Source organism: Streptomyces sp. N50, from assembly GCF_033335955.1.
In the GTDB taxonomy this organism is placed as follows: domain Bacteria; phylum Actinomycetota; class Actinomycetes; order Streptomycetales; family Streptomycetaceae; genus Streptomyces.
This window is the reverse complement of sequence record NZ_CP137549.1, coordinates 7,280,974-7,304,681: the sequence shown is the minus strand read 5'-3', so window position 1 is coordinate 7,304,681 and position 23,708 is coordinate 7,280,974. Positions and strand designations below refer to the sequence as shown.

Here is a 23,708-nt window from a genome sequence, read left to right as displayed (position 1 = left end):
GGTTCTCGATCCACCCCTGCGGGGCGGCTACCAGGTGCCTTCTCCCGGCACCAGCCGCCCCGCCTTGCGGTATTCACGGCGGGCCCCTTCGAGGAGGTCCGCCGCACACACCGTGTCCCCGCGTCCGGCGGCGAGGTAGGCGGCGGTGACGACGGCACTGCGGATGGAACCGCCGGCCAGCTCGAACTCCTCGGCCAGCGGCGTGAGTTCGAGGCCGGGCACGCTCGGCACATGGGTCAGCCCGTGCCGCCACAGCGCGAGTCGCTGCGCCGGGTCGGGGAACGGGAAGTCGACGACCAGGTCGAGCCGGCGGGTGAACGCCTCGTCGATGTTGGCGCGCAGGTTGGTGGTGAGCAGCGCGATCCCGTCGAAGGACTCCAGGCGTTGGAGCAGATAGGCGCTCTCCATGTTGGCGTACCGGTCGTGCGAGTCCTTCACCTCGGACCGCTTGCCGAAGACGGCGTCGGCCTCGTCGAAGAGGAGCACGGCGTCGGTGCGGTCGGCCTCCGTGAAGATCCGTTCGAGGTTCTTCTCCGTCTCGCCGACGTACTTGTCGACGATCGACGACAGCTGAACGACATAGAGATCCAGGCCGAGTTCGGCCGCGACGACCTCCGCCGACAGTGTCTTGCCGGTCCCGGACTCCCCCGCGAACAGGCCGAGCACACCACGCCCCCGGCCGCCGCCCGCGCTGAGCCGCCAGTCGCCGAGGACCCGGTCGCGGTGCCGGGCGCGCAGGGCGAGTTCGTGCAGCTGGGTCAGCGACCGCTCGGGCAGCACCAGGTCCCGCCAGTCGACGGCGGGCCGGATCCGCCGGGCATGCTGTTCGAGCCCCGACGCCGACTGCTGCCGCGCCGCGAGCCGCAGATGGGCGGCGGTCATCGGGGTGCCGTCGAACGCGGCGAGACCGTGTGCCGCCCGGGCGGCGCGCGCGATGCGGTCGGCGCCGAGATGGTACGGCGCGACGGTGGCCCGCACGTCGAACCCGCCCTGCTCACCGACGGCGTCCGTCCAGGCCCGCACCGCAGCGGCCCGCTGCCGGGGCGCCTCCAGGATCAGCGGATCACTCTCGCACCACTGCGGATCGTACGGCCGCGCCCCGGCGATCAGCACGGAGACGTCGGTGACGTCGGTCAACGCCCTTACCAGTGCGCCGGGTTGATCGGACAGCCCACCCACGACGACCGTACGACCACTCAGCCGCGCCTCGCGCAACAGCTCCGGCACCCGCTCCACGGGCCCCGAGTAGCGCACGGCAGCCATCCCCGCCGCGTGCAGCGCGGCCGCCACACACACGAGCCCGTCACCCTCATGACGCTCCCTCACATACACGGTGAGGGGCGCACTTTCGGCGAGCAGCACGCCCAGCCGGTCCACGAAGACAGTGAACTCCTCGTCCCCGCCCGGCTCTTGGCCCTCGTACGACCCGCTCGGCAGCGGCAGCGGGTGGAGGTGTCCGGCGAGGGCCGGGTCCGGGGTGTCGTCGCCGAGGAGGTGTGCCACGACCCGGTCCGGCACCCGCAACGAGCGGCTGAGGAAGGGGCGTTCGGGTTCCTCCACGGTGAGCAGCCCGAGGGCGGACAGCGGGGCCGTGGGCAGGAATCGAGCCCTGCCCTCCGCCTGGTGTGCCGGTATGCCGCACAGGTCGAGGGCGAGTCCCACGGTGGCCCGGCGGCGGCCGACGTCGTCGTTGAGGTAGCCGTAGAGGGGCTCGAAGGTGCGGTCCAGGTCGGGGGCGAGGGCGACGAGGAGGAGGGCGGTGTCGAGGTCGGTCAGGTGCAGGGCGGCGAGCCGGTCGGCCGGACTGTGTCCCAACTCCGGTGCGGACGCGCCCAGTTCCTGATCCGGTTCCGGGGAGCGCAGCAGCAGATGCCGTACCGCCTCCTCCGGGAGGTACAGGCCGCGCAGCGGGTCGCCGGCCGTGGGGTCGGTGGCGGAGCGCCGGTCGACGAGCAGGGCGACGCGTTCGCGGAGGTGACCGAGCCGGGCGAGAAGGGCGTCGGTCTCCGACCCGCCAGTGAATGCGACGGCCTCGTCCGTGACCGTCATGTCGGCGTCCCCGGCGTCCCCGGCGCCCTCTTGCGCCGGGCGACCTCCCGCGCCTCCCGTACCGCCGCCACCTGGCGCGGCCGGTGCGCGCGTTCCTCCACGCCCGGCCCGGTGCCGTCGAGGCCGCTCACGCGGACCGCCGCGCCCTCGGTGACGGGCGGGCCGGCGTCGTACTCGGGGTAGGCCGGGAAGGGCGCGGTGACCACGAGGTCGAGGGACGGCTTGAGTTCGCCGCCGAGGGCGGACCAGATCTCCGCGAGGGAGCGTGACTCGGTCTGGATGCCGGCCACCGAGATCGGCACCGACAGGCCCAACTCACGTAGGGACCCGGGGAGTTCGGTGGGAGCGAGCAGCTCGCGCGGGATGAGGGTCGACAACACGGCGGACAGCAGCCGGTGTTCGTCCTGCGGCCGCTTCGTCCACGCCGTCACCAGGTACGACAGCCGGAACCAGCGCGGCGGCTGGCGGCGCTTGACGACCACGTCCCGCTCGTCGCGCACGGCGACATGCCCACGCTGGCGCCGGTGCACGTCCTCCCGGATGTCGTACAAGTAGGTGTTGATCGTGGGGGTGTTGCGGCGGGCGGCCCAGTCGCGGGTCGGGGCGTCGAAGGAGACCTCGATGCCCGAACCGGCCAGTGCGCCGCCGCCGATCAGGTCCCCCAGAACCTCGTCCACCTCGTGGATCACCGCCGAACTCCCGCCCTGCCGTGCTGTCGTGCCCCGCGGTCCGCGTCGGCGCCCGGTACGCCCCTGTCGGCCGTCCCCCGATCGTGCCGTCCCAACCGCCTTCCCCCGCAAGCACCTTGGGGACGAGGGCGGGGCACGACACGCTGCCCGCATGTCCGCCTTCGAGTGCCCGTTCGGTCAGATGTAGCCTTCCCGAAGGGCATGCGCCACGGCATGCGCCCGATTGCGCAGGTGAAGGCGTGTGGTCAGCCCGTGCATGACGTTTTTGACGGTGCGTTCGGAATAGGAGAGCTTGCTGGCTATCTCTCCGGTGTCCAGCCCCTCGGCGACCAGCCGCAGGACGTCCACCTCACGCGGCGAGAGCCCCGAGGGATGGACTCCGGACCGGCCCGCCGCGCTGCGATGCAGTGTCCCCACCTGTTCGACGAGCCGGCCGATCAGATCGGCAGGCAGGTCGCCGTCACCGCGCGCCGCGGCGACCACGGCCTGCACCAGGCGCTGTGCGGTCGCCTCCCCGCGCCACACGATCGCGCCGACCCCGCACTCGATCACATCGAGCAACTCGGCCTCGCGCAGCGCCCCGACGACGAGCACGGCCCGCCCGCCCTCGCTGCGCACCAGTCGGCGCAGCCGGGTGAGCGCGGTCTCGTCGAGGGTGTCGGCGATGAACAGGGCCACTCTGCCGGGCCCGGTGTCGCTCTCCTCGCGGAGGTCGATCTCCGGGTATCTGCGCAGCTGGCTGAGTGCTCCCTCGCGGGAGATCGGGTCCGGGGCGTGCACCGCCACGGGTATCCGGTCGGCGGAGTCGGACGTACCGGGGTGTGCGGGCCGCGATGAGCTGAGCAACGTTCTCCCTCGAATCCACATCCAACTACGTGCCACCCCGGTTGCGCTGGTGGCGGCCGTGTACTCCTCACCCTCACGGGGCGGGTGGGGCGCGCGCAATCGTGGAGCACCACGAGCAGCACCACGAGATCGGACGTACGGCGGACCACGGCGAGTGAGCGGCGAAGACGGCGGAAGCGACCGGCACGACGGGTACGACGGACACGAGGAGGACCGCGATGACGGGGACGACGTCTGACGCCGGAGCGTCCGCGACACCGCCCGAACACCGGGACGCGACACGGCTGTTGGCGGCGGAGGCGGCGTGGGCCCGGGCCGGTGCCGGCCGGCTGGTGCTGCTGCGCGGGGCCACCGGGACGGGCCGTACCACCGTGTTGGAGGGCGCCGTGGCGGACGCCCTGGCGCACGGCATGCGGGTGCTGCGGGCCCGCTGTTCACCCCGCGACCAGGCGGTGCCGTACGCCACCGTCCTGCAACTGATGGCCCCGGTACCGGAGTTCGGGGACATGAAGTTCGCCGGGGACGAGCGGGCGAGCGCCGATCTGTTCCGGCGGGTGCTGCACTCGTACGCCGACCGGGCGCCGCTGCTGATCGCGGTGGACGACGTCCACCTCGCCGACCCGGCCTCGCACCGCTGGCTGGTCGAGTCCGCCCGGCACGTCGACCGATTACGGATCCTGCTGGTCGTCACGGAACGCAGCCAGTACGACGTCGACCCACCGGCCCCGGGCCTGACCCACACCCTGTCGCCCGCCCTGGTGCGCACCCTCACGCTGGGTCCCCTGACCGCGAACTCGGCCGCCGAGCTGGTGAGTTCGGCCCACCCGGATGCCCCCGAGCCGTGGGTGGACGACTGCGTACGGGCCGGTGCGGGCAACCCGTTGCTGCTGCGCGCCCTGCTCGACGACCTCGGTGCCGGGCGGCACGCGAGCGTACCGACGTCGTCCGCCGCGCTGTACCCGGGCGCGTATCCGGCCGCCGTGTCCTGGTGGCTGGACAGCGCGGGTCCGGCGACCGGAGAGGTCGCGCGGGCGCTGGCCGCGCTGGACGAAGGGTGGGACGGCGACACCCCGCAGGATCTGCCGAGCGGCCATGACACCTGTCCCATCGACGAACTGGCCGCCGTGATCGCCGAGTTGGCGGGCGCCGACCCGGCGCGGGTGTCCGGCTGGCTCACCGCGATGACCGGACTCGGGGTGCTGCGCCCCGACCCCGACGGGCGTCCGCGCTACGCGCATCCACTCCTCCGCGACGCGGTGCTCACCGGCGTGCCCGTGGCCCGGCGGCGGGCCGCGCACGCGGCGGCGGCCGAGACGATGCAGCGCCACGGCGTCTCCCCCGACACGGTGGCCCGGCAGTTGCTGCTGTCCGACCCGGTGGGCGCGCCCTGGACGGCGGTCGCGCTCCAGGAGGCGGCCTCGCTCGCGCTGCGCGACGGCCGCACGTCCGACGCGGCCGCCTTCCTGCGCCGCGTCCTGGAGGAGCCGCTCCCGGACGCCCGCAGACAGCAACTCCTCACCGAACTGGGCTCCTTGGAGTACAAGGCCCAGACGACCTCGGCCGGTATCCCCCGTCTGAGCGAGGCGCTCCGGCTGTCGGGGGCGCCGCAGGACACGGTGCGCGCGGCGGTCGCGCTCGGCACGGCGCTGGCCGGCCGGGGCCGCACCCTGGCCGCCGTGGACGTACTGCGCACGCTGGAGGACGAGTTGACGGACCGTCCGCAGCTGATCCGCACCCTCCAGACCGCGTCCGTGCTGCTGTCCGAGCAGGACCAGACGGTGCGCAAGGAGGTGTACCGGTGGCTGTGCGACGCCGCCGAGCACTCGCCGGAGCTGGTCGGCACGGCCGGTCACGCGCTGGTCGTACGGCATGCGGCGACGGCAGGGCTGATCTCGGCGGCGGAGGCGATGCGGCGGATGCGGGCGCTGCTCGCGCAGCCGGCCGATCCGCTGACCGAGCCGTTCCTGATCGGCACGGCCGCCGCCGTGGCCCAGTGGGCCGACGAACTCCCGGAAGCCGAACGGCTGGTGGAGCGCGGCCTGGTTGGCCAGCGTCCCGACCTGCTGCACCCGATGCACGAGGCGCTGGTCAACGTACGGGCCGACATCCTGGCCACGCGCGGCGAGCACGCGCGGCTGCTGGCGGACCCGTGCCCGCGCGACCGGGCGCGCACCGGACCCTCCAACCGGCAGGCCCACGTGCTGCTTTCGCTCGTGGCGACCGGCGAGGAGGCGCGGGCGCTGCGGCTCGCGGACGGTCTCGACCTGCGGTCCGCGCCGGAATCCTGGGAGTTGAACCGCTTTCTCTACGCGCGGGGAGCGGTGCGCGCCGCGACCGGCGACATGGCGGGCGCGCTGCACGACTTCCTGGAGTGCGGGCGCCGGCAGTCGGCCCGCGAGGTGTTCAGCCCGGTCGTCACTCCATGGCGCACGGCGGCCGCCGAGTGCCGTCTCGCGCTCGCCCGCCCCCGGGAGGCCATCGCCCTGGCCGAGGAGGAGCTGCGGCTGGCCCGGGTGTGGAACACGCCCCGCGCGGTGGGCCGTTCACTGCGCGTCCTGGCCGCGGCGACCGGCGGCCGACGCGGTCTGGAGCTCGCGGAGGAGGCCGTACGACTGCTGCGGGACGGGCCGGTGGGCACGGAGGCCGAGTTGGTGTCGGCGCTGATCGTGCGGGGCCGTGGGCTGACCTCGGCCGGGGACCGGGGGCGGGCCCGGGCCTGTCTGCGGGAGGCCGCCGAGCGGGCCGAGCGGCTGGGGGCGACGCGTCAATGGGCCCTGGCGGAGGAGGCGTTGGGCGAGAGCGGGGCGCGGCGCTCGGCGCCCGCCCGTACCGGTTCGCGGTCGCTCACGACCAGTGAGCGGCGGATCGCCGAACTGGCCGCCGACGGCCGGACGAACACCGAGATCGCCGATCTGCTGCATCTGGCCCGCCGCACGGTGGAGACCCATCTCACCAGTTCCTACCGGAAGTTGGGCATCCGGCGGCGGGGCGAGCTGCCCGGGACGCTGGGGCACGAGTAACGGGCGGTGGCCCGCCGCGCGTTACTTGCGCGCCCCGGCGGTCGGCTTCTTGGGCTCGGTGGCCTCCGCCCGCACGGTGCTGTTGCCCTTCTTCTTGGGGACGTGCCGGGGGACGACGTCCTGGGGGAAGGTGAGCTGCTGGTTCATCCACTTCAGGGACGCGGGCATCTCCCGTACCCAGGTGGGGAAGTTGTGGCTGCCGGACTCGGGCAGGATCGACGCGACGCGCATGGGTGCCTTGACGGCCTTGATGAAGGCGAGGGTCTGCGGATAGCCCCGCTCGCCGTGCTTGCTGTCGGCGACCAGGACGGAGACCTGCGGGATGGGCAGGTGCTTCAGCCGCCACATCAGGTCGTGTCCGTTGACCCGGTTCAACCGGCCGAGGCCGCTGCCGAAGAGGTTGCCGGTGGTGGGGTCGTCCTTGACCCTGTAGTCGGGCGAGAGCGCGGCGGCCGTCGTGTACACGTGCGGGTTGCGCATCGTCAGCTGGAGGGCGCAACTCCCGCCGGAGGAGTACCCCATGACGCCCCAGGCGCTGGCGTCGTGGCCCACCCGGTAGACGGACTTGAGGGCCTGCGGGAGGTCCTTGGCGAGGAAGGTCTCGGTCTGCGGTCCGCCAGGGACGTTCACGCACTCGGTGTCGCGCGGCGGGGCGATCGTCGGCCGGATCATCACCATGATGGTCGGCTGCATCTGCCCGCTCTTCTGCAGCTGCCCGGCGGTCTGCGAGACCCGCAGGTACTGCGCGAGGTTGAAGATGCTGCCCGGGTAGCCGCTGAGCGCGACGACGACGGGGAAGCGCTGGCGCGCGTACGCCTTCTGGAAGTACTGCGGCGGCAGGTAGACGAACGCCGGGTCGACCACTCCCGTACGGCGGCCGATGACCTTGACGGACTCCACCTTGCCGTTCACCGGGGGATCGCCGGTGGGCAGTCCGCTGACCCGGCTCAGCTGCTCGTCACCGGCGGGCTGCACCAGCGCCCCCTTCACGGAGACACCGCCGGCCGTGCCGTCACCGTTGTGGTCGGCGGCCTGGGTCACGCCGACGGGGGCGGTGTCGACGTTGCCGAACAGCTCGCCCCACGATCCGAAGAACTGGTACGAGGAGTTCAGCCAGCACGCGAACGCCGCAATGATGGTGACCTGAGTCACTCCAATGGCTGCCAGCCGCCCGAGCACCTGCCGCACGCCCGGACTGGCGAGCCGCGGCCACACCCAGACCAGCAGCGCCACGCAGACGGCAGCCACGGCCGCCACCACATAAACGGTAGTCTCGCTGGTCAAACCCATGCCACTCAGTCCCCGGTTTCCTTGCCTGTGCTGTTTCCTTCACACAGAAGGAGGGCTACGGACCCTTCTGCGTTCCTCAACGAGCACGAATAGGACAAAGAAGCGGGTCGGCGGGTGTTTCCACGGACGGCCCCCTCCCGGGTTCACGACGCCCGGCCGGTGATCGACCCCGTTGTCCGTAAGACCGGCGTAAGGTCCGGCCCCGCTCCATGGCCCGGCCCGAACGGGTAGGTTTCGCAGCGGCCCGAAGCGGTCGACTCCGGGGAGGGGAACGGCATGGCGAAGGACGATTCCGCCGGCCTGCTGGCCGACCGGCTGGCCTCCGCCCGCCTGCAGAACTTCGTCGGCAGGCACGAGGAACTCGCCCTGTTCCGGCGGGCGTTGTCCGGCGAACCCGGCGCCCCGCTGGTCATCGTGCTGCACGGCCCCGGCGGCATGGGCAAGAGCGCGCTGCTGCAGCGCTTCGCCGCCGAGGCACGCGCCGCGGACCGGCCGGTCGTCGGCGTCGACGCGCGCACGGTCGAGCGATCGCCGTCGGCCTTCGAGGAGGCGACCGCCGAGGTCTTCGCCCGTGACAACGCTGTTCTGCTGGTCGACGACTTCGAGCGCTACCGGGACATGGAGGAGTGGATACGCGACCGCTTCCTGCCGCGGTTACCCGCAGGAGCCCTGGTCGTCGTCGCCGGACGGCACGCGCCCGACCCCCTCTGGAAGGCGGACCTCGCGTGGAGCGAGGTCCTCCAGGTCGTACCGCTAAGGGAGTTGGGGCCCGCGGACTCGGCGGCGCTGCTCACCTCCCGAGGTGCCGATCCGGCACTGCACGCGTCCCTCCTCCGGTTCGCCGCGGGCCATCCGCTGGCCCTGCGCCTGGTGGCGGAGGCGGCGACCCACGACAACTCCTCGACGGACGAGGTCTTCTGGGCCCCGCTGCGCACGGTCGTCGACCGCCTGCTGACCCACATCGTCGGCAGACCGCCCTCGCCCGCGCACCGGCGGGCGCTGGAGGTGTGCGGCCATGTCGCGGACACCACCGAGGAGTTGCTGCGCGTGGCACTCCCCGACGAGGACGCCACCGAACTCTTCGCCTGGCTGCGGCAGTTGTCGTTCATGAGATCGGGCCCCTTCGGGGTGTGCCCCTACGACGTCGTCCGCGACGCCCTCGACAGCGACTTCCGCTGGCGTGACCCGGAGCGCTACAAGGCCATGCACCGCACGATCCGCCGCCATCTCGTGGAGCGGGTCCGCGAGGCACCGGAGAAGGAAGCCCTGCGCGCGGCACGGGAGTTCAACCACATCGTCTCCAGGGCACAGTGGCTGAGGGAGTTCCAGGGCGGCCGAAACGAACCCGACGTCCACGAGGAGCCGATGCGCCCCGAGGACGCCGCCGCGCTCATCGAACTGACCCACAAGGTCGAGGGCGAGCACAACGCCCGTACGGTCGCGTACTGGTTGAGGCGTCAGCCCGAGGCGTTCCACGTCCACCGGCGCTGCGACACGGGTCAACTCCTCGGTTTCATGGCCTGGTTGAGGATCGACACGCTCGACGACGAGACCCGGGCGGCGGACCCCGTGCTGGCGGAGGCGTGGGAGCTGGTCTCCGCGATGACTCCCCCGCGCCAGGGCGAACACCTGGGTGTGGCGCGGTTCATGGTGCACGAGGAGCACCACCACCGCCCCTCGCGGTCGTGGGACCTGGTGCGGACGCGGATCGTCTTCGAGGTGCTGCGCGCCAAGCACTGCGCCTGGTCCTGCTTCGTCAGCGCCGAACCGAAGTTCTGGGCACCGCTGTTGACGTATCTGGGCATGTTCCAGCCGCCCCGCAGGGCCGTCCACGCCGATCGCGGGTACGGCCTGTTCTGCCACGACTGGCGGGCGGCGCGGGCGGAGGAGTGGGCCGAGGGCATCGACGCGCGCCTGCTCGGCGGAGCACCGGCCGCGACCGCCGGGAAGCCCAAGTCCCGTGTCACACCGCTGAGTCGGGAGGAGTCCGACGCCGCCGTCCGCGAGGCGCTGCGCGGCTGGCTGGACCCCGGCGGGCTCACCGACAACCCGCTGCTGCGCGGGCGGCTGGTGGAGGAACTCAGCGAGGGCGACCCGGTGACCGCGCTGCGCGACCTGATCGGCAGGGCCGTACAGCGGCTGAACGCCCATCCCCGCACCCGGCATCTGCACGACGTACTGACGCTGACGTACCACTCGACGTCCACCCAGGACGCCGTGGCGCGGAAACTCAACCTGGCGTTCAGCACGTACCGCAGGCATCTGGCGCGCGCCCTGGACGAGGTGCGCGAGACGGTGTGGGACTGGGAGACGCACGGCCGGATCAGGGCCGAACAGGAGCCTCCGCAAGGGAGTTGAGGGTCCGGCGAGCACACGGCAGCGGCCCCCCAGGAGCCGACGGGGGACCGCTGCCGTCGCCGTGCCCGCCGGACTACTTGGCGGGCTTGTAGAACGCGTACGTGGCGGTGTACGGCACGCTGACCTGGTCCGTGCTGGTGCCGGTGCAGGCCGTGGTGGGGGCGACGCCGCCGCTGGTGCCCAGGCGCTGGACGTAGGACACGTCGGCGAACGTCCCGGTGCCGCGGGTGGCGGTGGCCTTCACCAGCAGCTCGGGAATGGCGCCCGTCTTGGGCGAGTTGGCGATCGCGGAGCCGTTGACCGCGCTGCCGTCCACCGTGGACACCCAGACCGGGCCGCGGGAGTGCAGGGCGACGGGACGCTTGGCGCGGTCGTTCTTGGCCCACAGGGTGGCGGCCGGCTCCAGCAGCGTCCAGGCGCTGTTGGTGCAGGTGTAGGTCTGGACGCCGGCGGCGGAGAAGACGCCGGTGAGTTTGTTGCCGTCCGGGACCTTCAGCGCGTCGGGCACGGTGACGCCGAGGCGGACGGGCGGCTGCGGGGTGGCGGCCTGGCCGACGGTCGCGCTCACGAGCGTGCCGGCGACCACGGCGGTGACGGCCGCGGTGGTGAGGATGAGACGTTTGGCGATCTTCATCGGTAAGTCTCCAGAGCAATTTCTGAACAGGATCGCGGGTATCGGGGTCGCGGATGTCCGGACTCCCGGGCCGATCAGATGATCTTCGGCCCCGCTGCCGCAATGTACGGGGGATTACTCCTCGCCGGGTTGCCAACTTCTGATCGACTTATGACCAGCACTGCTCACCGCCACGGCGAGGTGGGTATTGCCGTCCCCGTTTCCGTTGTCCGGCAGGACCTGCGCCGGTCTCCTCTACGGAAGACTCCGCCGGCCGGATCGCCGCGCGGCGGAGCGTGGGAACGGACAGGAGTGTTGAGACATGCCTCGTTGCCGGTTGTCCATCCGCCGACAAGGGCGCGCACGATCCATGGCGGGCCACCGCCGTGCGCCCCGCCCGGTACGCAGACAGGTAGGCGTGGCCACCGCGGTGCTCCTGACCTGCCTCGCCGTGGTGACCGGCGTCCTGCTGACCCGCGCGCTGCCGGGAACCCCGGGAGACCGTACGGTCGCCGGTCCAACGTCCGCGCACGGTACGGCGGTTGCCGGCACCCCGTCCCTCCCCGGATCGTCACCGACCACGACGACGTCATCGCCGCGCGCCACGCCCTCCCCCTCGCCCACCCCTGACGCACGGAAGCCGGCCAAGGCGAGCGCCCCGCCGTCCCGCGCGGCCGGTCAGCCGAAGACCGCGACGGCCGGCAAGCGGACCGTCACCCTCGTCAACCGCCTCGACGAGACGATCTGGCCCGCGATCGCCGCGGACCCCAAACACCCTGTGGAGGCGACGGGTTGGGTGCTGAGGCCCGGGGCCAGCCTCAGCTTCACCGTCCCCGACCACTGGGACGTCCGGGTGTGGGCGCGCACCGGCTGCTCCTTCGACGCGACCGGCGCCGGCCACTGCACGACCGGGGACTGCGGCCGTTTCCAGTGCGGCTCGACCTGGGGCGAATTCCCTTCCACATTGGCCGAGTTCAACCTGAACGCCTGGAACGGCATGGACTTCTACGACGTCAGCCTGGTCGAGGGCAACAACCTGCCGATGTGGATCAACAGTTACGGCGGCTCGTCCCAGGACAAGATCGACGCGAACGGCTGCTCCGCCGCCGGATGCACCCGGGACGCCAACGCGACCTGCCCCGCCAAGCTCCAGCGCGTCCGGGACGGCAGGGTCGTGGCCTGCCTGAGCGCCTGCCTGGTGTTCAAGACGGACCGGACGTGCTGCACCGGCGCCTACGCGGCGCGCCCCCGGTGCGTCCCGTCGTCCTGGCCCGTCGATTCGGCAGCCGTGTTCAAGAAGGCCGAACCCTTCGCCTACTCCTACGTCAACGACGACGCGACCAGCGTGCTCACCTGCTCAGGAGAGTGCGGCTACCGCATCACCTGGGGTGTGAGCCCCTGACTTCCGGGGCGGCCGGGCCGGATCAGTCGGCCGACTGGAAGGCCCGGCCCGCCGCGGTGGTCGTCGTACCGTCCGTGAAGAGACCACTGCTCGGCTTCGCCGGATCGGCGCCCAGCCCGAACCACGCGTACCGTTGCACGTACGACAGGCCGTCCAGCGCCTTGGTGGACGCGGTGACGAAATCGGCCTGTTGCTGCGCGGTCGGGAAACGGGTGCCCTGGGAGAAGTCGATCAGCGCGTACTCGGTGAGCCAGATCGGCTTGTGGTAGCGCGCGTACACCGCGGCCAGGTACGACTTCAGCTGCTCGACGGCCTGCGGGGTGCGGAAGTCGCCGCCGTACCAGTGCAGCGTGATGAAGTCGACCCGGTACCCCTTCGTCTTCGCCCCCGACATGAAACGGTCCAGCCAGCCGCCCGCCGTGTCACCGCCGTAGGCGACCGCGGGGCTGCCCAGGATCTTGCCCGCCGCCATGAGCTGGGGCCACAGCTGCAGCGCCTGCTCGACCGTCATGTTCGACTGCTGCGCCATGTCCGGTTCGTTGAACCCCAGCAGATACGGCCCGTACTCCCGGGCCTGCGCCAGCGAGGAGTCGGTGACGGACTTCGCGCCCCAGATCATGGGCACGAACGACCCCGACGAGGGCGTCGTGATCCCCGAGTGCTGTGTGGACCAGGTGTAGTACCAGTTCGCCCCGCTCGCGGCGAGCGCCTGACTCACCCCGCCGAACGACCACACCCCGACGCCCTTCTTGGCACCGGAGGCGATGTGCACGGGCGCGGCGGCGGTGTGCTTCGAGGGCGAGGCGCTCGGCTTGGCCTTCGGCGTCGGGGACGCGCTCGGCGACGTGCTCGGCGAGGCCGAGGGCGTGGGCGTGGGGCTCGGGGTGACGCTGACCACCGGAGCGGGCGATGCCACAGCCGTCGTAGAAGAGGAGCCCCCGGTCAGCCGGGGCGCGACCAGCGCCGCCACCGCGACGACGGCGACCGCCGCCGAACCACCCACGACCTGCTTGCCCATACGACCGGACCGGCGCCCGTGCCGCCGACGCGGACCCCGGTGCGCAGACTCCGCGGAGTGCTCGGCGGGTGAGGCCGAACTGCCGTTCCCCACAACGGCGTTCAGCACCCGAGCCGGGTCGAGCCCGGCGGGCACGGCCACCAGCGGAAGCCCGCTCAGCAGCCGGTCCATCGGAAGCAGCCCCTCATCGAGCCCCTGACACACCCCGCACCCGCGGATGTGCCGCGCAAACCGCTTGCGCCACAAGGCACTTGGCGTGCCGTCCCACGTCGAGGCCGTCTCCTCCAGCTCCGCGCAGCGCGGTGCGGCGGCCAGCGCCCGCACCACCACCCGCGAGACCTCCATCTGCTTCTTCATCCGCTGCACGCGGACGGAGGCGTGCCGGTCGGACAGGCCCAACGCACCAGCCAGTTCGGCCCGTTCGAGTTCGCCGGTCTCCTCCAGCCACCACAGGGACAGCAGTTCCTGGTCGTCGGGGTCCAACCAGCGGGTGGCCTCGACGACTTCACGGCGCTGTTCGGTCAACCCCAGCCGCAGGATGGTCAGTCCGGCGAAGTCGAGCGCGGGGTCGGTGATCGCCTCCGCGTCCTCGATGTGCGCCCTGCGGTCGCGGTCGGCGGCCCGTATCTGCTCACGGTCCCGTACCTGCCTGATCGTGATCGCCACCAGCCACGACCGGAACGCGGCGGGATCCCGCAGCTTCGGCAGCCCCCGCACCATGCGCAACAGCGTCTCCTGTACGACGTCATCGACATCGGCGTGACCGTTCAGGGCCCGGCCGACGATGTTGTAGACCAGCGGCAGGCACTGCGTCAGCAGGTGATCCAGGGCCTGCCGGTCACCCGCGCACGCGGCCGTCACCACGCCCGCGTCGGGTCCACTCCTGGGCTTCTCGGTCATCTGCGCTCGTTCCTCCGCGTGTGGTCCGGCCGTGGCGTCTCTCTGCTTCGGAGACCGCCGACGCGCGCAAGGACTACAGAAAACAGGACAACAAAAGAAATCAGCCGGTCGCGTCCGAATTTATGTTGTCGGGCCGTCGCCGAACAGGTCACCGATAGGCAGGACCGCATCTGGACCGCATTCGAAGAGCTTCAGGAAGGCGCGAGGACCATGGCACGAGGACGCAGAAGACTCGGCGCGAGCCCGCAGCGGCACCGTCGACGCTGGTGGTACGTCGCGGCGGCCGCCCTCGCCACGGCCGCCACCGTGCTGATCGCCTACAGCGTGTGGACGCCGTCCGGCACCCAGAGCACCCGCACGACGGCCCACCAGGACACGGCCGCGCGTCCGGCCGTGTCCCCGAGCGCTTCGTCCTCCCCGGCCCACAGCGCCTCGGCCTCCCCGTCGCCCTCGGCCTCACGCTCCCCCAAGGCCACCCCGTCGAAGAAGAGCACGCCCGCACCGACCGCCAAGACGGACAAACCGGTACCGGACCGGCCCTCGACGGCCCCCGCCGGCAAACGCCTGATCACGGTCGTCAACCGCACCCCGAAGACGGTCTGGGCGGTCGTCACCAACACCGCCGTCTACCCGCAGGGCCGCCAACTCGCCCCGGGCCAGAGCCTGTCGGTGACCGTGGCGAACAACTGGGGCGGCCGTATCTGGGGCCGCACGGGCTGTACCTCGACGGCCGCTGGCCACTGCGCGACCGGCGACTGCACCAGCGTGTGCGAGGGGGCCAACCCGCCCACCACACTGGGGGAGTTCACGTTCGACGCGTACGCCGGGATGGATTTCTACGACGTGAGCATGGTCGACGGCTCGAACCTGCCGATGTACATCAACATCTCGCACACCACGACCGTCGACCCGGTCAGTTCCTCGGGCTGCTACAAGGGCGTCTGCACCTCGGACGTCGACTGCCCCACCGCGATGCGGGCGGTGTCGGGCGGCCAGGTAGTGGGCTGCGAGCCGCCCTGCGCGGCGTTCGGCGGCGACACGTACTGCTGCCGCGGCGCCTGGGCGGGTCGCGACAACTGCGTCCCCTCGAAGTGGCCGGTCGACTACACCCAGGTCTTCAAGCGGGCCGCCCCGTACGCCTATGCGTACGCCTTCGACGACGGGGCGACGATGCCGTGCAAGGGGGCCTGCTACTACAAGGTCACCTTCGGAACGACCGGCTCGTGACCGGCGGTCACTCGGCTTCCGGCGTCAGCCGCAGCGAGATGGAGTTGATGCAGTACCGCTGATCGGTCGGCGTCGCATACCCCTCCCCCTCGAAGACGTGCCCGAGATGCGACCCGCACCGGGCACACCGCACCTCGGTGCGGACCATGCCGTGCGAGCGGTCGGCGATCAGCTCGACCGCGTCGGTGTCCTTCGGGTCGTAGAAGCTCGGCCAGCCGCAGTGGGACTCGAACTTCTCGGTGGAGGTGAACAGTTCGGCGCCACAGGCGCGGCAGGAGTAGACGCCCTTCGTCTTGGTGTCGGTGTACTCACCGACGAAGGCGGGCTCCGTGCCGGCCTGCCGCAGCACCGCGTACTCGGCCGGGTTCAGCTCCGCGCGCCATTCCTCGTCCGGCTTTTCGACGTCGTACGACATGCAGCTCAGCCCCTTACTTCGCGAGACGGTCCAGGATCCGCGGGCCGAGGTCGGTGACATCGCCCGCTCCCATGGTGAGAACGAGATCACCGGGCTTCGCCATTCCCGCCACGGCCTCGGGCACGTCCGCCTTGTCGTGGACCGGGGTCACGTCGGCGCCCGCGGCGCGCGCGGCCTCGATGATCAGGTCGCTGGTGATGCCGGGGATCGGGTCCTCGCGGGCCGGGTAGATGTCCAGGACCAGCGAGGCGTCGGCGAGGGCGAGGGCCTGGCCCATCTCCTTGCCGAGCTCCTGGGTGCGGGAGAAGAGGTGGGGCTGGAAGACGACCAGCAGCCGCGCGGAGGAGGCAGCCGCGCGCATTGCCTCCAGGTCGGCGGTCATCTCCGTGGGGTGGTGGGCATAGGAGTCGATCACCTGGACGCCGGCCGCCTCGCCCTTGAGCTGGAGGCGCCGCTTCACGCCGGTGTACGCGGCCAGCGCGGGCGCCAGTTCCGCGGCCGGGATGCCGAGCGCGACGCCCGCGGCGAGGGCCGCGACCGCGTTGCTCGCGTAGTGGCGGCCGGGGACCGAGACGGTGAAGGTGAGTTCCGCACCGCCCAGGAGGACGGTCACCTCGCTCTTCAGGCCCTGCGCGACGACGGACAGGATGCGTACGTCGGCGTCCTCCGCCTCTCCGTACGTCACCGTCTTCACGGAGCCGGAGACGCGCCGCGTCAGCTCCCGGGCGCCCTCGTGGTCCGCCGAGATCACCAGGGTGCCGTCCGGCACGATCCGGTCGGCGAAGGTCTGGAAGGACTCGTAGATCTCTTCCATGGACGCGTAGTTGGCGTGGTGGTCGAGCTCCACATTGAGGACGATCGCGACCTCGGGGGCGTACTTGTGGAAGCTGCGGTCCGATTCGTCGGCCTCGGCGACGAAGATCTCGCCGTCGCCGTGCAGCGCGTTCGACCCCGGGGCGTCCAGGTCGCCGCCGATCGCGTACGAGGGCTTCAGGCCCAGCTCGGACAGCGAGACCGCGAGCATCGACGTCGTGGTCGTCTTGCCGTGCGTGCCTGCTACGGCGATCGGGCGCAGGCCGTCCATCAGGCGGGCGAGCGCGTCCGAGCGGTGGACGACCGGGATGCCCAGCTCGGCCGCGCGGGCCAGCTCGGGGTTGTCCTTGCGGATCGCCGACGACACGACCACGCAGGTGGCGTCGTCGGCGAGGTGCTCCGCGGCGTGCCCGATGTGCACCGTGGCACCCAGGGCGCGCAGGGCGTCGGCGGTCGCGGAGTCCTTGGCGTCGCTGCCCGCGACCTTCGCCCCGCGCTGCGCGAGGATCTTGGCGATCCCCGACATCCCGGCCCCGCCGATGCCGATGAAGTGCGGTCGGTCCATGGCGGTGGGAAGGCCGGGTGCCATGTGTGTCTCCCTGTGCGTGCTGGTTCCGTACGGGTACGGCGGACGTTCAGCGGCAAGCCTATGCGGTGCCACCGACAACCACGGACACCCGCCGGCCGTCCCGCCGACCGCTGCTCCCTGCTTACTCCTTGCTGTGCGAGAACAGCTTCAGCACCGGTACGCCGACCTTGTGACGGGCGCGCGAGGCCCAGTCCCGGTGGAAGAACTCCTCCACGTAGTGGGGATCGGTCAGCACGATCACCTCGTCCGCGCCGATCTCGTCCACGAGGGTCTTCAGCGCGTCCAGCGGGTGGTCCTCGATGAGCCGCCCCCGCGCCTCGCTGCCGGCCGCGCGCAGGGCCGCCAGGGACACCTCCAGAGCCTGCGTGCCGAGGGCCGCCGCGTCCTTGCCCTCGGGGGTCTCCCGCTCGTGTGCCGCCTCGTCGAGTTCGCCCAGCGCGACGTCGTCGATGGCCCGCAGCAGGCGGTCCGCCTGGTCGCCGCGGGGCTGGAGCAACACGTGGAAGGAGACGGTCTCGTCACCGTGCAAGGTGGTGACGAACTCCACGTCGGCGGACGTAAGGGCCTTCTCGATCATCAGTACGCTTGTGAACACCAGGCGCCCCTTCTCCTTCGAGGACCCGCGGGCCCTCTCTCCTCCGTAGGCCGTCCAGGCCCTGCGGAAACCATCCTGCCCCGTGATCGCACGGGTACTGCCGGATTTAGTGTGCCCGTCGAAAGACAAACGGAACGGATCATTCCGCCCGTACTCAGGACCGACGGTAGCGACCGAACAGGAACCCGGCCTCTTCCAGCAGGGACACCAGTTCGAAGCGCTGGGGAACCTTAACCGACGGCCCTCCGGAGATCCGCTGCGCCTCCCCCGCCACGAGCATCGGCGAGAGCGCCAGACACAGCTCGTCGAGCACCCCGGCGGCCACGAACTGCCCCAGCAGCCGCGGCCCGCCCTCGGTCAGCAGCCGGGCGTGCCCAAGGGCGGCGAGCGCTTCTACGGCCCGTGCCGGGTCCACTCCGGCACCGTCACCCGCGACCACCACCCGGGCGCCCGCCTTCTCGGCAACCGCGACCCGGTCCGGCGGCGCCTGGGCGCCCGTGAGGATCAGCGTCGGCACCAGGGGCGAGGTGAAAAGCGGAAGCGAGAAGTCGAGGTCGAGGCTCGCGGTGACGACCGCGATCACGGGGGCGGGCCCTTGTCCCGCACGCGCGCGGGCGTCCGCGAACTCGTCACGCGCGCGTGCGGGCCGATAGCCCTCCTGGCGTACCGTTTCCGCACCGACGACCACGACATCGGCCAGCGCCCTCAGGGTGCCGAAGATCCGCATGTCGGCGTCCCCGGAGATGGGCTGCGAGCGGCCCTCGTGGTGACCGGCCCCGTCGAGCGTGGAGACCATGTTGGCGCGCAGCCAGGGGCCGTCGGTGGCGGGGTAGGCGTACACCTCCGCCAGCTCCGCGAGCCCCCACTCCCGGTCCGTCCCACGCGCATCGGGGGCCCCGTCCGAGGCCTGGGCTGCTGTTTCGTCGGTCACAGGGAACAGGCGTCGCATGTCGTGCAGTGTGGCACGCCCCCTACGGCCTGTCCGGTCATCCCCGTCCGCCTCCGATACCCACCCGTCTCGCGACGGCGGCCTCCGGCCAGGGAGCCCCCAGAGCACGCGCCTACCGCGCCCCGAGCCGCCGCCGCAACGGGCCCGAGGCCGCCCTCCGGGCTGCGACGGGGATGAGACGTGGATTATCGGACAGGCCCTAGACTGATGAACCGTGTCATCCTCCTCCGCCGCCTCCGGGATCAGCCCGATAGCAGACGCGGCCCCGCTGTCCCTGTGCGCCCGTGAGCCGTACGTCCCCGCGGACCGGCTGGTCGCCGAGATGGTGCCGCCGCCGCGCTTCGACTCGGTGCGCTTCGCCACGTACATCCCCGACCCGAACCAGCCCAGCCAGACCGAGGCGGTCGGCGTCCTGGAGGCCTTCGCCGCCGGACTCGGCGGGACCCACTCCGCCGGCACCGCCAAGCGCGGCTTCCTGGGCTTCGGCAAGGGCAGGGCGGCCAAGACGCCCGCCGGCCCCCGTGGCGTCTATCTCGACGGCGGCTACGGCGTCGGCAAGACGCACCTGCTCGCCTCCCTCTGGCACGCGACCCCGGCCGAGCCCGCGCTCAAGGCGTTCGGCACCTTCGTCGAGCTGACGAACCTGGTCGGCGCGCTCGGCTTCCAGCAGACGGTCCGGACGCTCTCCGGCCACCGACTGCTCTGCATCGACGAGTTCGAGCTGGACGACCCGGGTGACACCGTCCTCGTGTCGACCCTGCTCGGCAAGCTGGTCGACGCCGGTGTGGCGCTCGCCGCCACCTCCAACACCCTGCCGGGCAAGCTCGGCGAGGGCCGCTTCGCGTCCGTGGACTTCCTGCGCGAGATCCAGGGCCTGTCCGCGCACTTCCGCTCGCTGCGCATCGACGGCGACGACTACCGCCACCGCGGCCTTCCGGAGGCCCCGGCCCCGTTCTCCGACGAGCAGGTGACGAAGGCGGCGTACGCCACCCCCGGCGCCTCCCTCGACGACTTCCCGCACCTCCTGGCCCACCTCGCCAAGGTCCACCCCAGCCGCTACGGCGCCCTCACCGACGACCTCAGGGCCGTCTGCCTCACCGACGTCCAGCCGATACCCGACCAGTCGACGGCGCTGCGGCTCGTCGTCCTCGCGGACCGGCTCTACGACCGTGAAGTGCCCGTCCTGACCTCGGGGTTGCCCTTCGACCGGCTGTTCAGCGAGGAGATGCTGAACGGCGGCTACCGCAAGAAGTACTTCCGCGCGATCTCCCGCCTCACCGCGCTGGCCCGGGACGCCAAGGGCCTCGTCAAAACCGCTTAGTTCACGCCAGCCCAGGCGCGCTTTTCACGCTCTCTTGCATCGGAAACGCTGCGTTAACCCTGCAAACAACTTCACCGGGTTACCGTGTTACTTGACCAGCCGTTGACCTGGCCTTGGTCTGTACTAGGAACACGAACTGACTGAAGGGGGGCGCATGTTCCGAGGTAAGACGGCTCGGACCGTCGTGACGCTCCTCACTGCCGTCCTGTTCGCCCTCCAGTTCTTCGCTTCCATGGAATCCTTCGCACCCGCGCACACAGCGCGTCATGCGGAGGCCAAGGCACAGCCCGGGTTCAAGCTCAGCGGCAAGGCCCTGCGCGCCGAGACGATCACCTTCCGCGACTGCGGCGCCTCCGGGACTCCCACCGTCCCGCTGCGCCTGCGCGACCGTTACCGCTCCGCCGACTGCGGGCCCGAGACACCCGAACGCCCGCTCCTCACCGAGGACCCGGCGGCCGTACGCACATCGGTGGCGCCCGGCACGGCGCCGCACCGCACATCGAGATCCTCGACAGCACACACTCCGGCGGCACTTCAGGTCTTCCGCTGCTGAGAGCCGAGCAGGCAGTCACATCCCCCACACACACTGTCATGCAGGCCCGACGCGCCCAGAGGGCGCGCCAGGAGGAACAAACACGCCATGCAGCCCCTCATCGACAACGCCCGTACGTTCGGACAACGCCCTGAGGAGTTCGCCAAACTCGCCGAAGGCCAGTCCCCGCAGGTGCTGTTCATCACCTGCTCCGACTCCAGGGTCGTCCCGGCCCTGATCACGGGCGCCCGCCCCGGCCAGCTCTTCGAGCTGCGCACCGCGGGCAACATCGTCCCGCCGTACGCCTCCCAACACCCCACCAGCGAGGCGTGCACCATCGAGTACGCCGTGGAGGTCCTCGGCGTCAGCGACATCGTGGTCTGCGGCCACTCGCACTGCGGCGCCGTCGGCGCCCTGGTGCGCGGCGACGACCTGACCGCCGTACCGGCCGTGCGCGACTGGCTCACCCACGCGACGCCGAAGCCGGAGGGGACGGTCGACGACCCGGCCGTGTCCGAAGGCGTACAGGCCCACGTCCTGACGCAGTTGCTCAGGCTGCGCTCCTACCCGTACATCGAGAAGAAACTGAAGGACCGTCAACTGTCCCTGCACGCCTGGTTCTACGAGGTCCACACCGGCGCCGTCCTCACCCACGACCCGGCCACCGACACCTTCAAGGCCCTGTGAGCGTAGCGATGTTGACCAAATACCCTTATCTGCGGCAGGACTTCGCCGCTTCCCTCGTCGTGTTCCTGGTCGCGCTCCCGCTCTGCGTGGGCGTGGCCGTCGCCTCCGGTGTGCCGGCCGAACTGGGCCTGGTCACCGGCATCGTGGGCGGGATCGTCACCGGACTCATGCGGGGCAGCAGCCTCCAGGTGTCCGGACCCGCCGCCGGTCTGACCGTGCTGGTCTTCGAGGCGGTGCGGGAGTACGGGCTGCCCGCCCTCGGAGTCATCGTGCTCACCACCGGTGTGCTCCAAATCGCCATGGGCGTCCTGAAGTTGGGGCGCTACTTCCGGGCCATCTCGGTCTCGGTCGTCGAGGGCATGCTGGCCGGCATCGGACTGGTGCTGATCGCCGGGCAGTTGTACTCGGTGGCCGGGGCGAAGGCCCCCGCCTCGGGGCTGGACAAGATAGTCGAGCTGCCCGGCGCGCTCGTCGACGCCGTCGGGAACACGAAGGCGCTGGCCTCGCTCGCGCTCGGCGCCGCGACCATCGCCGTCCTGGTGCTGTGGAAGCGGATGCCGGCCAAGGTCCGTACGGTGCCGGGTCCGTTGGCCGCCGTAGGACTCGCGACGCTCGCCGCGCTGGCCTTCGGGCTGCCGGTGGCGACCGTCGAAGTGCAGGGGCTGCTCGGCTCGTTGCAGCCGCCGCCGCTGAGTTCGTTCGGTGAGCTGGCGCATGTCGGGGTGCTGGGCACGATCGTCGCGTTCACGTTGATCGCGTCCGCCGAGTCGCTGTTCAGCGCGGCGGCGGTCGACCGGCTGCACTCCGGTCAACGTACCCAGTACGACAAGGAGTTGGTGGCGCAGGGCGCGGGCAACGCGCTGTGCGGGATGCTCGGTGCGCTGCCCATGACCGCGGTGATCGTGCGCAGCGCGGCGAACGTGCAGGCGGGCGCGCGGACGAAGGCGTCCCGGGTCATGCACGGCGTCTGGCTGCTGCTGTTCGCGGCGCTGCTGCCGGACGTCCTCGCGTACATCCCGATCCCGGCCCTGGCGGGCATCCTGGTGCACGCCGGCGCCAAGCTCATCCCCGTCCGGGAGATCGTGTCGCTGTGGCGCGAGCACCGGGGCGAGGCGCTGATCCTGGTCGTCACGGCGCTGTCGATCGTCGCGGTCAGCATGTTCGAGGGCGTCCTCATCGGCCTCGCGCTGGCCGTCGCCAAGACGGCGTGGGAGGCCTCGCACATCAAGCTGGAGGTCGTCGACAAGGGCGCGGGCCCGGTGCAGGCGTACCTGTCGGGCAACGCGACCTTCCTGCGGCTGCCGAAGATCCTCGACAGCCTGGAGGCGCTCCCCCAGGACCGCCCGGTGGAACTCCACCTCTCCGGCCTGCACCACCTGGACCACGCCTGCCGTACGGCCCTGGAGAACTGGGCGGAGCGGCACAGCGCGGCCGGCACCGAGCCGGTGAAGGTCACGGAGGCGAAGATCCCGGCCGTGAAGTAAGGGCGTCGGTGCCTGCTCCGGGATGATCGTGGCCCCGGAGCAGGCACCGGGCATACCCTTGCAGGAGCAGACAGAACGACCTCTCGACGAGGGGGTCAGGATGCTCCAGGAACTGCTGGTGGCGGGCGCGGCGGCCGGTTCCGCGTGCGTGGTGTACGTCGCTGCGGCGGCCAGGGTCGTCAAGCAGTACGAGCGCGGGGTGGTCTTCCGCCTCGGGCAGGTGGCCGGTGAGGTGCGGGCACCCGGCTTCACCATGGTCGTCCCGTTCGTGGACAAGCTCCGCAAGGTCAACATGCAGATCGTGACGATGCCCGTCCCCGCACAGGAGGGCATCACCCGCGACAACGTGACCGTGCGCGTCGACGCGGTCGTCTACTTCAAGGTCGTCGACGCGACCGACGCGATCGTCAAGGTCGAGGACTACCGCTTCGCCGTCTCGCAGATGGCGCAGACCTCGCTGCGGTCGATCATCGGCAAGAGCGATCTCGACGACCTGCTCTCCAACCGCGAAAAGCTCAACCAGGGCCTGGAGTTGATGATCGACAGCCCGTCCATCGGCTGGGGCGTGCAGATCGACCGCGTCGAGATCAAGGACGTGTCCCTCCCCGAGACGATGAAGCGCTCGATGGCCCGCCAGGCCGAGGCCGACCGCGAGCGGCGTGCCCGGATCATCAACGCGGACGCCGAGTTGCAGGCCTCGAAGAAACTCGCCGAGGCCGCCGAGCAGATGTCCGAACAGCCCGCCGCACTCCAACTCCGGCTGCTGCAAACGGTGGTGGCGGTTGCTGCCGAGAAGAACTCGACCCTGGTACTCCCCTTCCCGGTCGAGCTGCTGCGCTTCCTGGAACGAGCGCAGCCACAACAACAGCCCCCCGCGCCACCGCCCGCCGTGGACCATTGACGCCCGCCCG

Annotated in this window: 19 protein-coding genes; 9 read left to right on the top strand and 10 right to left on the bottom strand. The window is 71.3% G+C overall.

Going from position 1 to position 23,708, the window contains the following annotated elements; all coding sequences use genetic code 11:
* Window positions 1-27: 27 nt before the first annotated feature.
* The 3 genes from R2B38_RS32680 to R2B38_RS32670 all read right to left on the bottom strand — a co-directional run bounded on the left by R2B38_RS32680 (window position 28) and on the right by R2B38_RS32670 (window position 3,584).
* On the bottom strand, window positions 28-2,049 hold the full coding sequence (locus tag R2B38_RS32680) for an ATP-binding protein (protein ID WP_318019421.1): 2,022 nt from the start codon (window positions 2,047-2,049) through the stop codon (window positions 28-30).
* Window positions 2,046-2,738 (bottom strand): DUF4255 domain-containing protein, encoded by a 693-nt coding sequence (locus R2B38_RS32675; protein ID WP_318019420.1) that lies wholly within the window; start codon window positions 2,736-2,738, stop codon window positions 2,046-2,048. The genes R2B38_RS32680 and R2B38_RS32675 overlap by 4 nt, the downstream gene beginning before the upstream one ends.
* A 177-nt stretch (window positions 2,739-2,915) precedes the next feature.
* Window positions 2,916-3,584 (bottom strand): helix-turn-helix transcriptional regulator, encoded by a 669-nt coding sequence (locus tag R2B38_RS32670; RefSeq protein WP_318019419.1) that lies wholly within the window; start codon window positions 3,582-3,584, stop codon window positions 2,916-2,918.
* Window positions 3,585-3,802: 218 nt separating this feature from the next.
* Between R2B38_RS32670 and R2B38_RS32665 the strand changes: the two genes are divergently transcribed.
* Window positions 3,803-6,604: a LuxR C-terminal-related transcriptional regulator gene (locus R2B38_RS32665; protein ID WP_318019418.1), complete on the top strand. Its 2,802-nt coding sequence runs from the start codon at window positions 3,803-3,805 to the stop codon at window positions 6,602-6,604.
* 21 nt (window positions 6,605-6,625) lie between these two features.
* Here the strand turns inward: R2B38_RS32665 and R2B38_RS32660 are convergent, their stop codons facing one another.
* Window positions 6,626-7,894 carry an alpha/beta hydrolase gene (locus R2B38_RS32660; protein WP_318019417.1) on the bottom strand — a complete coding sequence of 423 codons (1,269 nt, stop codon included), beginning with the start codon at window positions 7,892-7,894 and terminating at the stop codon, window positions 6,626-6,628.
* A gap of 276 nt (window positions 7,895-8,170) precedes the next feature.
* Between R2B38_RS32660 and R2B38_RS32655 the strand changes: the two genes are divergently transcribed.
* Entirely contained in the window at window positions 8,171-10,252 is a 2,082-nt protein-coding gene (locus tag R2B38_RS32655; RefSeq protein WP_318019416.1) for an ATP-binding protein, read from the top strand.
* 73 nt (window positions 10,253-10,325) lie between these two features.
* On the opposite strand, the gene R2B38_RS32650 is transcribed toward R2B38_RS32655, so the two are convergent.
* On the bottom strand, window positions 10,326-10,886 hold the full coding sequence (locus R2B38_RS32650) for a DUF3455 domain-containing protein (protein WP_318019415.1): 561 nt from the start codon (window positions 10,884-10,886) through the stop codon (window positions 10,326-10,328).
* A 397-nt stretch (window positions 10,887-11,283) separates the two neighbouring features.
* Here R2B38_RS32650 and R2B38_RS32645 point away from each other — a divergent pair, with 397 nt between their 5' ends.
* Window positions 11,284-12,267 carry a thaumatin family protein gene (locus R2B38_RS32645; protein ID WP_318019414.1) on the top strand — a complete coding sequence of 328 codons (984 nt, stop codon included), beginning with the start codon at window positions 11,284-11,286 and terminating at the stop codon, window positions 12,265-12,267.
* Window positions 12,268-12,289: 22 nt separating this feature from the next.
* Here R2B38_RS32645 and R2B38_RS32640 read toward each other — a convergent pair whose 3' ends face one another.
* Complete coding sequence (locus R2B38_RS32640) at window positions 12,290-14,185, bottom strand: sigma-70 family RNA polymerase sigma factor (protein WP_318019413.1); 1,896 nt, start codon at window positions 14,183-14,185, stop codon at window positions 12,290-12,292.
* Between the two features lie 210 nt (window positions 14,186-14,395).
* Between R2B38_RS32640 and R2B38_RS32635 the strand changes: the two genes are divergently transcribed.
* Window positions 14,396-15,412 (top strand): thaumatin family protein, encoded by a 1,017-nt coding sequence (locus tag R2B38_RS32635; RefSeq protein WP_318019412.1) that lies wholly within the window; start codon window positions 14,396-14,398, stop codon window positions 15,410-15,412.
* A gap of 7 nt (window positions 15,413-15,419) precedes the next feature.
* On the opposite strand, the gene msrB is transcribed toward R2B38_RS32635, so the two are convergent.
* From msrB to R2B38_RS32615, 4 genes are all read right to left on the bottom strand, one after another.
* The gene (gene msrB / locus R2B38_RS32630) at window positions 15,420-15,827 is read right to left on the bottom strand and encodes a peptide-methionine (R)-S-oxide reductase MsrB (protein ID WP_033285002.1); all 408 of its coding nucleotides are present in this window, start codon (window positions 15,825-15,827) and stop codon (window positions 15,420-15,422) included.
* A 13-nt stretch (window positions 15,828-15,840) separates the two neighbouring features.
* Entirely contained in the window at window positions 15,841-17,229 is a 1,389-nt protein-coding gene (murC, locus tag R2B38_RS32625; RefSeq protein ID WP_318019411.1) for a UDP-N-acetylmuramate--L-alanine ligase, read from the bottom strand.
* A 121-nt stretch (window positions 17,230-17,350) separates the two neighbouring features.
* Window positions 17,351-17,824, bottom strand: a complete 474-nt coding sequence (locus tag R2B38_RS32620) for an indole-3-glycerol phosphate synthase (RefSeq protein ID WP_318019410.1) — start codon at window positions 17,822-17,824, stop codon at window positions 17,351-17,353.
* Window positions 17,825-17,978: 154 nt separating this feature from the next.
* Entirely contained in the window at window positions 17,979-18,773 is a 795-nt protein-coding gene (locus tag R2B38_RS32615) for a pyrimidine reductase family protein (RefSeq protein WP_318019409.1), read from the bottom strand.
* A 214-nt stretch (window positions 18,774-18,987) separates the two neighbouring features.
* Between R2B38_RS32615 and zapE the strand changes: the two genes are divergently transcribed.
* The 5 genes from zapE (at window position 18,988) to R2B38_RS32590 (ending at window position 23,698) form a co-directional block, all read left to right on the top strand.
* Complete coding sequence (gene zapE, locus R2B38_RS32610; RefSeq protein WP_318019408.1) at window positions 18,988-20,094, top strand: cell division protein ZapE; 1,107 nt, start codon at window positions 18,988-18,990, stop codon at window positions 20,092-20,094.
* Window positions 20,095-20,248: 154 nt separating this feature from the next.
* Window positions 20,249-20,647 carry a hypothetical protein gene (locus R2B38_RS32605; RefSeq protein ID WP_318019407.1) on the top strand — a complete coding sequence of 133 codons (399 nt, stop codon included), beginning with the start codon at window positions 20,249-20,251 and terminating at the stop codon, window positions 20,645-20,647.
* Between the two features lie 87 nt (window positions 20,648-20,734).
* A complete protein-coding gene (locus tag R2B38_RS32600; protein ID WP_318019406.1) occupies window positions 20,735-21,313 on the top strand; it encodes a carbonic anhydrase in 579 nt (192 codons plus the stop codon).
* A gap of 8 nt (window positions 21,314-21,321) precedes the next feature.
* A complete protein-coding gene (locus R2B38_RS32595; protein WP_318019405.1) occupies window positions 21,322-22,797 on the top strand; it encodes a SulP family inorganic anion transporter in 1,476 nt (491 codons plus the stop codon).
* Window positions 22,798-22,897: 100 nt separating this feature from the next.
* Window positions 22,898-23,698, top strand: a complete 801-nt coding sequence (locus tag R2B38_RS32590) for a slipin family protein (RefSeq protein WP_318019404.1) — start codon at window positions 22,898-22,900, stop codon at window positions 23,696-23,698.
* The last annotated feature ends 10 nt before the right edge of the window (window positions 23,699-23,708 follow it).

What these genes read in the sequence shown, in the direction of transcription:
- R2B38_RS32635 (WP_318019412.1), top strand. Translation starts at nt 14,396, where the DNA reads ATGGCACGAGGACGCAGAAGACTCGGCGCGAGCCCGCAGCGGCACCGT.
- R2B38_RS32640 (WP_318019413.1), bottom strand. Translation starts at nt 14,185, where the DNA reads ATGACCGAGAAGCCCAGGAGTGGACCCGACGCGGGCGTGGTGACGGCC.
- R2B38_RS32600 (WP_318019406.1), top strand. Translation starts at nt 20,735, where the DNA reads ATGCAGCCCCTCATCGACAACGCCCGTACGTTCGGACAACGCCCTGAG.
- R2B38_RS32615 (WP_318019409.1), bottom strand. Translation starts at nt 18,773, where the DNA reads ATGCGACGCCTGTTCCCTGTGACCGACGAAACAGCAGCCCAGGCCTCG.
- msrB (WP_033285002.1), bottom strand. Translation starts at nt 15,827, where the DNA reads ATGTCGTACGACGTCGAAAAGCCGGACGAGGAATGGCGCGCGGAGCTG.
- R2B38_RS32680 (WP_318019421.1), bottom strand. Translation starts at nt 2,049, where the DNA reads ATGACGGTCACGGACGAGGCCGTCGCATTCACTGGCGGGTCGGAGACC.
- R2B38_RS32660 (WP_318019417.1), bottom strand. Translation starts at nt 7,894, where the DNA reads ATGGGTTTGACCAGCGAGACTACCGTTTATGTGGTGGCGGCCGTGGCT.
- R2B38_RS32650 (WP_318019415.1), bottom strand. Translation starts at nt 10,886, where the DNA reads ATGAAGATCGCCAAACGTCTCATCCTCACCACCGCGGCCGTCACCGCC.
- R2B38_RS32595 (WP_318019405.1), top strand. Translation starts at nt 21,322, where the DNA reads ATGTTGACCAAATACCCTTATCTGCGGCAGGACTTCGCCGCTTCCCTC.
- R2B38_RS32655 (WP_318019416.1), top strand. Translation starts at nt 8,171, where the DNA reads ATGGCGAAGGACGATTCCGCCGGCCTGCTGGCCGACCGGCTGGCCTCC.
- murC (WP_318019411.1), bottom strand. Translation starts at nt 17,229, where the DNA reads ATGGCACCCGGCCTTCCCACCGCCATGGACCGACCGCACTTCATCGGC.
- R2B38_RS32590 (WP_318019404.1), top strand. Translation starts at nt 22,898, where the DNA reads ATGCTCCAGGAACTGCTGGTGGCGGGCGCGGCGGCCGGTTCCGCGTGC.
- R2B38_RS32605 (WP_318019407.1), top strand. Translation starts at nt 20,249, where the DNA reads ATGTTCCGAGGTAAGACGGCTCGGACCGTCGTGACGCTCCTCACTGCC.
- R2B38_RS32665 (WP_318019418.1), top strand. Translation starts at nt 3,803, where the DNA reads ATGACGGGGACGACGTCTGACGCCGGAGCGTCCGCGACACCGCCCGAA.